The organism is Microbacterium sp. NPDC008134 (genome assembly GCF_042957055.1).
In the GTDB taxonomy this organism is placed as follows: Bacteria; Actinomycetota; Actinomycetes; order Actinomycetales; family Microbacteriaceae; genus Microbacterium.
The window spans coordinates 159473-171705 of the sequence record NZ_JBIBHO010000001.1 but is presented as its reverse complement, the minus strand read 5'-3'; the positions used below and the strand labels follow the sequence as shown (position 1 = coordinate 171705).

9 protein-coding genes are annotated in these 12233 nt (G+C 61.3%); 7 read left to right on the top strand and 2 right to left on the bottom strand.

Going from position 1 to position 12233, the window contains the following annotated elements; genetic code table 11:
* Window positions 1-66 precede the first annotated feature (66 nt).
* The 6 genes from ACFY9N_RS00845 to ACFY9N_RS00820 all read left to right on the top strand — a co-directional run bounded on the left by ACFY9N_RS00845 (window position 67) and on the right by ACFY9N_RS00820 (window position 9515).
* The gene (locus tag ACFY9N_RS00845) at window positions 67-1353 is read left to right on the top strand and encodes a hypothetical protein (RefSeq protein WP_391476284.1); all 1287 of its coding nucleotides are present in this window, start codon (window positions 67-69) and stop codon (window positions 1351-1353) included.
* A 5-nt stretch (window positions 1354-1358) separates the two neighbouring features.
* Window positions 1359-2546 (top strand): DUF6361 family protein, encoded by a 1188-nt coding sequence (locus ACFY9N_RS00840; protein WP_391476283.1) that lies wholly within the window; start codon window positions 1359-1361, stop codon window positions 2544-2546.
* A gap of 172 nt (window positions 2547-2718) precedes the next feature.
* Window positions 2719-4326, top strand: coding sequence for a phospholipase D family protein (locus ACFY9N_RS00835; protein ID WP_391476281.1), 1608 nt, complete (start codon window positions 2719-2721; stop codon window positions 4324-4326).
* A gap of 13 nt (window positions 4327-4339) precedes the next feature.
* Window positions 4340-7381, top strand: a complete 3042-nt coding sequence (locus ACFY9N_RS00830; protein ID WP_391476280.1) for a DEAD/DEAH box helicase — start codon at window positions 4340-4342, stop codon at window positions 7379-7381.
* A 76-nt stretch (window positions 7382-7457) separates the two neighbouring features.
* Window positions 7458-8570 (top strand): DNA cytosine methyltransferase, encoded by a 1113-nt coding sequence (locus ACFY9N_RS00825; RefSeq protein ID WP_391476279.1) that lies wholly within the window; start codon window positions 7458-7460, stop codon window positions 8568-8570.
* 6 nt (window positions 8571-8576) lie between these two features.
* Window positions 8577-9515, top strand: coding sequence for a hypothetical protein (locus ACFY9N_RS00820; protein WP_391476278.1), 939 nt, complete (start codon window positions 8577-8579; stop codon window positions 9513-9515).
* A 148-nt stretch (window positions 9516-9663) separates the two neighbouring features.
* Here the strand turns inward: ACFY9N_RS00820 and ACFY9N_RS00815 are convergent, their stop codons facing one another.
* Complete coding sequence (locus ACFY9N_RS00815; protein WP_391478429.1) at window positions 9664-10248, bottom strand: HNH endonuclease; 585 nt, start codon at window positions 10246-10248, stop codon at window positions 9664-9666.
* Window positions 10249-10301: 53 nt separating this feature from the next.
* Window positions 10302-11549, bottom strand: a complete 1248-nt coding sequence (locus ACFY9N_RS00810; RefSeq protein ID WP_391476276.1) for an ATP-binding protein — start codon at window positions 11547-11549, stop codon at window positions 10302-10304.
* 37 nt (window positions 11550-11586) lie between these two features.
* On the opposite strand from ACFY9N_RS00810, the gene ACFY9N_RS00805 reads away from it, so the two are divergent.
* Window positions 11587-12186 (top strand): very short patch repair endonuclease, encoded by a 600-nt coding sequence (locus ACFY9N_RS00805; protein ID WP_391476275.1) that lies wholly within the window; start codon window positions 11587-11589, stop codon window positions 12184-12186.
* Window positions 12187-12233: the final 47 nt, after the last annotated feature.

Here is a 12233-nt window from a genome sequence, read left to right as displayed (position 1 = left end):
GCATGTCGGTTCCATGCGCCAGAATCAACAAGAGCGCGCTCCGGCGCATAAGAAAAAGGACTCTCGATGGACGACGCCGACCTCTCCGAGATCGAACTGATCAGCGACGGTGACGGGATCGCCCTCATCGGCCCGCCGTCGGCCGTCGAGCTTTTCCTCACGTCGCACGGCCTTGCATCGCGTGAGCTTGACCTGCCTCGGCTGAGCAGCGCCTTCGGCGGCGGAGCGGCAACCCTCCAGACGGGTTCGGAGATTGCTGCCAACTCCGGTCGCTGGATGAAGCTGACCGAGGAGTCGTATGCCGCGACCAAGCTACTCCCCAAGATGCAGAACTCGACGACCGGCAATTGGCACGCTTCATTGAAAGCGCCCGGAGGAGGAATCGCGAAGAACCTCCAGTTCCTCAAGACCCCGGGTTCGATCCTCACCAACCCCGCGATGCTCGCGGGAGCAGCGGGCATTATGGCGCAGCTCGCGATGCAGCAGACGATGGACGAGATCACCGACTACCTCGCCGTCATCGACGAGAAGGTCGATGACATCCTTCGCGCGCAGAAGGATGCCGTGATCGCCGACATGATCGGCGTCGATCTGGTGATCGAAGAAGCGATGGTGATCCGCAAGCAGGTCGGGCGGGTGTCGGACGTGACCTGGTCGAAGATCCAGGGCACGTCGATGACGATCACCCGCACGCAGGCCTACGCGCTTCGACAGCTCGACGCCTTGGCGGAGAAGATCGAGAAGAAGTCGCGCATCAGCGAGCTCGTCGACTCGACGAAGGATGCCGAAGACAAGGTGCAGGAGTGGCTCGCGGTCATCGCGCGCTGTTTCCAGCTGCATGATGCGCTCGCGATCCTCGAACTCGACCGCGTGCTCGACACCTCGCCCGACGAGCTCGACAAGCACCGCATCGCGCTGCAGACGGCGCGCGCCAATCGCATCGAGCTCATCTCCCGCTCGACACTTCGCATGATCGAGAGGATCGACGCGGCTGCTTCCACCGCCAACGCGAAAGTGCTCTTCAACCCGATCGAGTCGCCGACGGTGGTGCGTTCGCGCAATCGCGTGGTCGGCCGCGTCGGCGACTTCCATGGCCGCCTCGGGATCGAGGCCGGCGACGCATCGGTGGATGCGCGGCGATGGACGACGGCGGTCGGCGACACCCGCGACGACATCGTCGAAGCCGGTACGGACGGCGTCGAGGCCGCGCTACGGACGGGAGCAGACGTCGTCAACGCTTCGATGCGGTTCGGATCGGATGCCGTCGATCGGGCGAAGGATGCGGCGGGGTCGTTTGCGAGCTTTGCGGAGAGGACTCTTCGGCGGCGCAAGGACGCTGATAAGGACAGCTAGTCCCGATGCCCTCCTCGATCACTTGGCTCGACGTCTCCGCCGACGAGCAACGGCGAATGCGCGAGCTAGCATCGCTATTCACCCTCCGCGACAGTCGCGACGAACTCGGCCTCGGTCTTCTGCGGGATGCCATCGCCGACGCGCTCTTCCCCGGCACCTCGACGCTTCACACCCGAGCGCGGTACCTCCTCTTCGTTCCGTGGTGCTTCCAACACGCTGCTCGGGCTAACCCTGGCCAGCGCGCGCGGCGACTCGATGAGATCGAACGCGCCATCATCTCGCCTCTTCGATCGTCGATCGACTCGCAAGGGCTGCTCGGCGAGCGCGCTGGCGCCGCGCTGAAGAATCTGCCGTCGTCCGTGTACTGGTCGATGCTCCAGCGTTACGGCATCCTCTCGCATCCCACAAGTCGCGCGGACGCGCTCGACATGTCTTCTCCGACGCGGCGAGTCGACGACGACGGCAACACGACCATCGCGTCGATCTGGTCAGTGCCCACGAAACCCGACGGCTTTCCGGAGTCAATCCCCGAAGGCTTCGCGCTCCGTCACGACGAAGCAGCTTGGCTGCGGGACCGTATTCTCGAGCACGCGAATGGATCGCTCCTCGCGCACCTTACGCAGGTAGCGCCCGATCCCGAGAGTTCCGCTCCGTGGACAGATGCCGCCATACGCACAGCACCCGCCCGGGCACGCGGCGTGATGGAGCAGGGCGAGGACTTCTCTGCCGTCATGCTCGGTGCGCAGCTCCTTTACAACTACCTCCTCGCGGTCGACGCCGACCGGCTGACTTCCCGAGAGGATTCCCGAGTCGATCACTATCGCGACGCGCTCGACGGGTGGGCAGCCACGCTCGCCCCCCGCGCAAGATCGTGGGAATTGGAGGAACTCATCGGCACCCTCCGAGCCGAGGGCACAGTGCCTTCCTCGATCCCGCGCGCAACACGTCAGTTCATCACCGAGTGGAGCTCGATCGTTCGAGAATCGGACGTAGCAGCGATCGCCGACAACCTCGATGCGCAAACCATCATCCGCCGACGCGAAAGACTCACCAAGGGCGCGAAAGCACGCCTTGGTAACGCCCGCCGCTTGGAGACTTGGGGCGGCGCATCCGGCAGTAATCGACTCACGTTCCGTTGGAGCACGGTACAGGGCGTCGTGCGCGACATCCACGAAGGGCTGAAGCGTGCTTGAACCTGATTCCCGCTCACTGCTCTCTGATCTCCTCCGTCCTCCCGCAGGGTTCACTCTGTCCCATGCGGTGGGCACGACGTTCACGCTCACTCTGGAGGCAGCCCTCGCGGTTCCGCTGTCTCTCATGGGAGCCACCGGTTCATCGGAGGACTCAGTCGGGATACTCAGCTCCGTGCGTCGCACCGTCGATCGTGTGGATGTTTTTGCACATGCCGGGTTTATCGGCCTCGGCGCCGCCAGCGATCTGGTCACCGTACTTGAGCCCATGATTCACCCGGTGCTCATGCCCCACGGACTGTTTCACCCGAAAGTGTGGTTCCTCGAGTTCGCCGCTGGTGATGAGCGCCGGTATCGATTCATCTGCAGTAGCCGCAACTTGACGAATGATCGAACCTGGGATGCCGTCGTGACGCTCGACGGGGCGCCCGCTTCGGCGAGGGAAGCCGCGACCGAGCGAGCGAACGCCGGCATGGTCCGGCTCCTGAGGTGGCTTGCCACGGACCGCCGCACGGCACCCCGCATGACCGAAGCTCGACGAGCCCGCGTTGACCACTTAGCCGATGCGTGGGAGACCGTCGAGTGGGAACGTCCAGACGACGCCAAACGCATGAACGTCCACATTCTCGGTGTGGGGCAGGACCCGCAGATCTCGCACGACGCAATCAAGACGCTCATCGTGTCGCCTTTCGTGACCGACGACGGCGTTCGTCGTCTTCGAGCTCGGGCCGACCACGAGACGATTCTTGTGAGCCGCCCCGAACAACTTGATCGGCTACAGCCCTCGTCGTTCCCCGACCTCACGATGCAGGTGCTCGACGACTACGTCGATCAGGCGCTGGCGGATGCCGAGGTGCAGGATACCGTCGCATCTTCACTGAGCGGCCTCCACGCCAAGTTGCTCGTGCATGATCGCGCCGGCGGCGGCTCAACGATGGTGATCGGCTCCGCAAACGCCACTATCCCCGCGTGGACGCGGAATGTCGAAGCGATGGTCGAGCTGGACGGACCGACCAAGCGTCTCGGCGTCGACGTCATCGCCCAGTCGCTCGCGCCACTCCTCGAGAACTATGAGACGGACGGCGGGCAAACGGCATCCGAAGACGAAGAAGCGGAACGCCGCCTCGATGATGTCCTTCGCCGCCTCGCATCGTCTCGCCTATCGCTGCAGATCCACATCGACGATCCCTTCGCTCTATCGCTATGGGTAGATGACGACACGCCGGCTCCCCCTGCCGACGTCCATCTCTCGTGGCGCCTTCTCACGCAGAGCGAGGCCTTCGATGGTTCCTTCCCACCGGCCGATGCTCCGCGGCGGTGGGGGCCGCTTCCTCTCGATCAGATCACGCCATTCATCGTTCTGACTGTGAAAGACGACGAAGGGCGTCGAGCGCAGACGCTCGTGATCGCGGAGATCATCAACGACGTTCCTGGGCGGGGCGACGCGATTGTGGCCGGCCACTTGACCGAGCCAGGCGCACTCGCGCGCTTCATTCGCCTCATGCTGCAGTCTGCAGGAGGCGTGGCGTCGAGCTCTTCGACTACTTTCGCCGCGTTCGCCACCGGCTTCGGCAGCGGCATCTCGGAGGACGGTTCCGGGCTGCTGGAACTGCTCGTCCGGGCTTCAGCGAGTTCTCCGCACGTGCTCACCGATATCGAGGGCGTGCTCGCTCATCTGTCTGACGAGGAACAGGCGCACGCTCTTCCCGACGGTTTCTCTCACCTCTGGGCCTCCGTTGTCGACGCGGTCGACGCGAACAGGAGTCAACCCAGTGGCCGTTGACGCCGAAAGGGTCATGGCCGGCCTCAAGGGCTTCCAGCGGGATGCCGTCAACCACGTGATCGACCGTTTCTATGGAAGCGAGTCCAGCACTGGCAGATTCCTCATCGCTGACGAGACGGGCCTCGGCAAGAGCGTGATCGCCCGCGGTGTGATCGCGCGAGCCATCGAGAAGCTCGAAAACGACGACAGTGTCGGACGCATCGACATCGTCTACATCTGCAGCAACGCCGACCTGGCGAATCAGAACCTGAAGCGCCTTAATGTCACCGGCGACAAGCATCTCGCAATGGCCACACGTTTGACTCTTCTCGCGCGCGAAAGCCACCGCCTCAGTGAGCACGATGGCTCCGCGAAGAAGGTCAATCTGGTCTCCTTCACGCCCGGCACGTCCTTCAAAGACAGCGGGTTCCGTGCGGGCAATGCGGAGGAGCGTGCACTGCTCTGCCTCTTGCTCGAAGACATCCTGGAACCCGACGACGATCAACGCGCCGCCGGTCGGCTGCTGTTTCAAGGTGCTGTGCAGAAGGTCTCGAGCTTCGAGTGGCGCCTGACGAAGATGCGTCACGATCTCGGCGCCGAGGGACCAGACCCTCGAATCGTCGATGCGTTCTCTCGAGCCATCCGTGAGCAGGGCCTTCTCGCGAGCTTCGTGCAACTCCGAGATCATGTTCAGGCGCACGGCTCCAAGCCCACACACGGCGCGCTCTGGCATGACACCGCCGAGATGCTGGCGGCGTTGCGGCGTCAGCTTGCGAAGGCCGGGGTCGAGGCGTTGGAGCCGGATCTCATCATCCTCGACGAGTTCCAGCGCTTCCGCACTCTCCTTGACCCTTCCACAGGCAGCGACGCCGCTGAGCTCGCCGACAGTCTCTTTACCCACGGCGACGCCAAGGTTCTCCTTCTCTCGGCAACACCGTATAAGCCATACACCGCGTCGAACGACGGCGACGACGATCATCACCGTGACTTCCTCGAGACGATCGGCTTCCTCGCCGGCCGTGATGACCTCAAGGTGTCGAAAGTGAAAGACGCGCTAGAAACTCACCGACTCGCGCTGGTGATGGGCGGAGACGCCGTGAAGACTGCCTCCGTTGTGCGCGATGCGCTCATTCCGTACATGACGCGCTCCGAGCGACCCCCGCTGGCACGTAACCAGGACATGGTGGTCGATCGCCCACTCGACGGCGGTGTGCCCCAGGCGGAGGAGATCGCGGATTGGGCCGCCTTACATCGCCTGGATCAGCACCTGCACGCTCACATCGACATCGAGCAGTGGAAGTCGATCCCCTACTTTGCGACCTTCATGGACACGTACAAGGCGGGCAGCCGCATCCGCGAGCTTCTTGACCAAGAAGGAGGCGACACCGTTGGGCCGCTCCTTGCAGCCGCGCGCGGGCTCACCGTCGGCGACGTCCAGACTCGCGCTGAGATCGATCTCGGCAACGGGATGCTGCGCGCCCTTGCCGCCGATACGATCGAGCGCGGCTGGTGGAAGCTGTTGTGGATGCCCCCATCGATGCCATACCTCGAGCCGGGTCCGGTCTATTCGAGCATCGATGGGGATGTCACGAAGCACGTCGTCTTCTCGGCGTGGAACGGCGTACCTACTGCGGTCGCGGCTCTGCTGAGTCATGAGGCATTGCGACGATCCCATCGAGGCAGAGGTCGGGCGTCGGATTCGACGGCGGCGCGTCTCGCCTGGTCGCTCAACGAGGAAGGCCGACCGACGCAGATGAGCGCGCTCGCGTTGTTCTGGCCCCACCCGGGCCTGGCGTCTGCTGCGGATCCACTCAGCGCGGCACGAAGAGCGGGCGCGACGGTTGACGCCGCTTCCCTCTCCAGAATCGTGGAAGTCGACGGTGATGCCGTCGAACCGTCCGCCGCATTCTTCTCCTTTCCTGGGGCGATGCCTGAGGGTGCTGATCCCCGACGAGTGTCACGAATGTTCGGTAGCAATGCCGATGCAGACGACTCACCGACCGACCGGTTCGCTGAGTATCTCGATACAGCCGCCTCAGCCATGGCGGAGGCTCCCTCTGGCCATCGGGACCTGGGCCGGCTCGCCGCCCACGCGCCGGGATCGATCGCCTACCGGGCGCTCCGCGGTGCCGCGTCAGCCGAAGCGACCGATATGGGTGTGTGGCGAGCCGCGTGGGATCTCTCGCTCGCGATTCGTTCGCTCTTCGCGCGCCCCGAGACCGCCGCGCTCCTCGACACGATCGTCGGAACCGATTCGCCGTACTGGCGGGTCGTTGTTGACTACTGCGCGGATGGGAATCTGCAGGCCGTGCTCGACGAGTACGTCTATCAACTCCGTAGCGAGGCGGGTGGCGGACTCCTTGATGATGACGGGCTCGCGTCGGTTGCCATGCAGATCGGTGCCGCGCTGCGTATGCGACCCGCGATGCTGCATGGACACGAAGCATCCGCCGAGCGCGCCGAGATTCGATTCCCGACGCGATTCGCCGTCCGCTACGGAGGCGCAGGGACGGATGCAGATGAGAAGGTCGCTGCGCGCCAAAGCGGTGTGCGTGCGTCGTTCAACAGTCCTTTCGCTCCTTTCGTGCTCGCGTCGACGAGCATCGGCCAAGAAGGCATCGACTTCCACTGGTGGAGTCACGCGGTTGTTCATTGGAACCTGCCATCGAATCCCGTCGACTTCGAGCAGCGCGAGGGCCGAGTACATCGATACATGGGCCATGCGGTTCGCAAGAACGTTGCGGCGCGACATTGGTCAGATGCGCTGGCGTCGACCGAGCCGGCGTGGGATGCTGTGTTCCGCGCTGCCGCGCACACGTCTGGTGAGTCCGGACTCGGGCAGTTCGCGCCGTGGTGGGTCTACGACGGGGACTCTCGAATCCATCGTCGCGTCGGTTCGTTCACACTCAGCCGTGACCACGATCGATATGAACGACTGCTTGATGCACTAACGCTGTATCGGCTCACGCTGGGTCAGCCCCGCCAAGAGGACATGCTTCGGCTGATGCGGCAGCACGGAAGCACGCGAGACGTTTCAGCGAGCCGCATCGATCTTCGACCACCCCACGGCGTTTAGCCTCAGAACGGCTTCAGCGACCTCTCGAAGATGCCAGCCTCGCTTGTGCCAAGGTTTCTGAGACCGCTAAATATCGATGCGCACCCTCGAGGATTCTCACGAACCCGTATGGGGCCTGAGCATCGACTCCACGAGCGCGGGCCCAACCGCGCCGCCACGCACGGACGGGTCCGCCGCAGATACACGACGTCAACAGAGACGCCGTGTCGGTAGTAACGATTACGATCAGAGGATGCGATACGTATCCTTGTTCAGCGGCGGGGGAGGCCTCGACCTCGGCTTCGAGGAAGCAGGGTGGGAGCCAGTCGTCTGTGTCGACAACGATCCAGTCGCGACCGACACTCTCCGATTCAATCGACCCAGCTGGAACGTTCTCACCGAAGACATTCGTTCGTTCGATGCCAGGCCTTACGCTGGCGCCGACGCGGTCGTCGGCGGACCGCCATGCCAAGGATTCAGCACCGCGGGCAAAGGCGATCCCACCGATCCCCGAAACTTCCTATGGCGCGAGTACATGCGAGTGGTGAGCGAAGTGCAACCTCGAGCCGTGGTCCTCGAGAACGTGAGTGCGTTGACTCACCGCCGTAACGGAGATCACCTAAGCGGGATCATGGATGAGCTTGAGCGACAAGGGTACTCCTTCTCCTATGGCGTCCTAAACGCCGCCGATTACGGCGTACCGCAACAGAGGCGGCGCCTGATCGTCATTGGCGTCAAAGAAGGTACAGCATCGTTGCCCCCTGCGACGACAGCGGATAGCCACCCGACCGTATGGTCGGCGTTGAACGACCTAGCGCATCTCCCTGACTCGGTCGATCTCAATCACGTCGCGAATAGTCACGCTGCGCACGTCGTCGAGCGCTGGTCGAAGCTAAGTGCAGGCGAGAGTGATCCCAACTATCGACGCGCCCGACTAGACCCTGATCGGCCTTCCGTGACGATCCGAGCGGGTGGTGGATACGGTCCGAACGGTGATCACCTTGGCGGTTTCCATCCTCCAATACATCCCACACTTCCTCGGCAACTAACCGTTCGCGAGGCAGCACGTTTGCAGACGTTCCCGGACTCATGGCGCCTGAGAGGGCCCAAGACGATCCAGGGCCGACAGATAGGCAACGCAGTTCCTGTCAGGCTTGCTGCTGCAATTGGCGCGCACCTCGCTGATCTACTAGTCGATCAGGAAAGGTAGCCGCATATGGGCGCGGTGTACGAGCGCTACGGCATACCGATCGGCGACCCGCAATCGAGGGAGTCGGTCGCCGCAGCTCAGGGAATCTGTCCATTTGTCGGGACCAACTGCAAGAAGAAGGCGAAAGGTGGTGTGTGCTCCGTGACGCCGACGGGGCTTGGAACACCAGTCATAATTTGCCCAAATCGACTTTACGAGAGACAGTTTAGATTCCTTCGCGAGATCGCTTTTGAGGCAATCGTTTCAAACCAACCTGATATCTTTGACCTCGCGCGAGACGGCTTACCGGTACTTCACAAAGGGCCTGAGGTCGCAACGGCCGCACGCAAAATCGGAAAGGTCGCGGTCGGCGCGTTCGGGGCAAATCTAGGCGGGGAGTTGCGCCTCCCGAAAGCATCGGTAGATGGCGCGTCCTACTCCGTGGATTTCGTTCTCACCGCCATTACACCTGAGGGAGAATTACTTGCAATTGTCCCGGTCGAGGTGCAAACTATCGACACGACGAACAGTTACGCGAGCTCGGTGTCAGCGCACGAGCTAAATGGGAGCGTTTCGCCGTCCAATTTCGGCCTAAATTGGGAGAACGTGAGCAAACGGATTCTTCCGCAGCTCATAACTAAAGGGTTGATGCTTCAGGGCGAGCGCTTGTGCACGCGCGGGATGTACTTCGTCACGCCGAAAGCAGTGTTTGATAGGATCGCGGCGAGACTCGGCGGACTTGAAGCTCAACGAGCTATTCCCCACCAGCCTGGCGCGATTACTTTCCTCCGCTACGATTATGGGGAATCAAATGGTGCAATACCACGCCCTCTCGAACGCGTGGGAAACCTGACTGTGTCGACAAGCGACATGTCGCTTGCATTTATTTCCCCCAGGAATCTCCCGCCCGCGGGAGCTTACGAGTCCAAGTTGCGAGAAAAGCTGAAGCTCCCTGCCGTTGACTAAGTGTTCTCGATTGCGCGCCGAGAGCATAAAAGTTTTCTTGAAAGATCTTGGGGCCGTTTACGCGACGCGTCACCTTTAGCGAGACGCAATCCGCCGCCACTATCGCGACAGAACAGTTAGCCCTCGCCATCCCAAATCCTCGACACGCTTATTCGAGAATTTTTGACGTGCCCAACTCGCGAGCCGCGTCCATAAATTGTACACGCCTTGACGGACGCCAGCTCAGACGCTCTCGTCTTTCCACGGCTGACCGGTACTCCTGGTGCCAGAGCTCTCGAAGGTCGACGCTCGTCAGTCGGAAAAGCTCAATCGTCTTTCTGCCTTTCTCCGACCGATGCGTGGGCGTCGATGGCTCGTCCGCCCCGCCCCGATATCCACCGGTAATATGATCACCCGCTCGGTCAAGATAAGGATGGTAGATCGCGAAGCTGGAGGATCGGTAGCTCGCTCCACGGCTGACAAGCGGGTTGTATCTTTTCTTCAGTTTGGTGTTGCAGTAATCGCAGGAGAGAATCAAGTTCTCGATTTCGAACGACCACTCGGGCACTCCGTTCACAGCGCTCTTCGGAACGAGATGGTCCAACGATCGACCCCGGTGCCCAACCGCTCCAGTTTGGAGCGAGCAGTAGGAGCAGCGACCCTTCTGCTTCTTAGCGAGCCAGAAAGTGAGATCCTTCCTAAATCTTCGCGTTCGGGCATTGCTATCCCATTGACGAAGGGTTCCGTCATCCATAAAGCGGTCGGCCTCGGGGAGCCGTATCGCCCGCGGCGGTCGCTTGAGTCGCCTCACGATTGTTCCCTAAACTCGCGCAGAACAGCATTCAATGTTGGCGTGTGAGGACCGGCGATTGCGCTGAGCCGCTGCGCCGCGGCCACGACGGAGATTCCGGGCCTCGCGGCATTCGACGATATCCAATCAATTACAGTCGTAAGGTCGCTGTTAACCGAGGCGTTTCCGATTACCTGAGCCCCAAACACTTGGTAGATCAACATTTCAACAGACATCCCCTGATGGTTCACTCCGATCCCGGTGAAGCCATGCACCCCAGCCGGCGCCTGCGGGTCCGGCACTGAAATGGTTCTCGCGGCGAGTGCGACGTACGGAGAATGGGTTGCGATTAAAAAGTGCGAGCCTTCAGCGTTCGATAGGTGCTTCTTGAGTAGATCGATGAAACTCGACTGCCACTCTGGATGCAGGCCAATCTCCGGCTCGTCGATGAGTATCAGCGAACCAGGACGTACCGCCGAAGCAATTCGCAGAAACATCGAGAGCAAAAGCGATTGACCTGCGCTCGGCTCGAACGACATGTCTTCATCATCACCGAACAGCAATTGAAAGCGGAGTCCGTAAACTCGTCTCATCAAGTCAAGCAGGGTCGAGGCATCGACTTCTGACGCACCGGCGAGATCTCGAATCAGGCTGACTACCTCTTCTCTTGGCATCGACACCGCCCGTCTAGAGCGAACTCGCATAGCGAGCTGGCTCAGCTCACGGTCTACTGCTTCGAGTGATTGAGCCCGCGAGAAGGAGGATCCATAGATATCACGCTCAAGCAAAGGCAGCGTGTCAAGTGGGGAGCGTTTATTGATCGCAGAGGCTACCCTCCCGAGCCCGATATGCATCCTCGGCAAATTGAGCTGAGACGCGAGCTCGTCCAAGTTACTGCCCTGATTTGGGATCAATAGCGACTCGGCAAAAAAACGACCTAACGATGCCGCGATCGCGCCAGTTGTCATCGAGTTGGAGGACTGCCTTAAACCCAGGTAGCGATAGCGATCATTTTCCCGGCTAACGTATGGATACGTATCCATGACCATATTGGATACTGCGAGCACTCGGGCCGGTTGTCCATCTGAATCCAAATGGTAGTCGGGCACCTCTCCCACAAAACTTCGAGCTAATTCTCCGAGAAGGCGGCTCTTCCCACTGCCGTTCGCTCCGATGAGGACGGAGTAGCAAGTTTCCTCTCTTTCATCTCGATCGTTTATAGCTAGGTCGAATCCTTTTGAATGATACTCACGCAGGCGATACATCGACACCCTTCCCGGGGTTTCGCCCGCATCGGCTGCAGTGCCTCGGTGCGGCGGGGCGCGGCAGCGTGAGGGCCTGGCAAGCAAGAGAGTACTCGTTCCTCGCGCGGACCGCATTCACTTCTGGGCGGCTAGATCACGAGGCTCCGGACTAGAGCACTACGATCTCTTCCCGCTGACGAGTACTGCTTCGTCATCGATCACGTGCGCTCAGTACACTGTCCTTGTGTCGTGGGCGACCTCGGAAGGCACGCGCAGGTCTATGCGCGGCAATCAGCGACGAGACACGGCGCCAGAATTGGCTGTTCGTAGGCTCATTCATTCTGCGGGTCTGCGCTATCGCGTCGACTTCGCTCCGCTCGGAGGGCGTCGACGGGCGGACATAGTTTTTACTCGAAGGCGAATAGTCGTGTTCATCGATGGATGCTTCTGGCATGGTTGTCCCGATCATGCAGCCCTCCCCAAGAGCAATACAGGGTATTGGCTTCCTAAGCTCCAGCGCAACATAGAGCGTGATCTGGAGACCAACATGATGCTCGAAAATGCGGGATGGAAAGTCCTGCGATTCTGGGAGCACGAGCCGGCGATAGAGGTCGCAAGAAACGTGATTGCGACCTTCCAGAGCACATCGCCCTCGTGATCATCACACCATAATCTTGTTGCTCGTTTCCCGAGCCGTCTCGATGC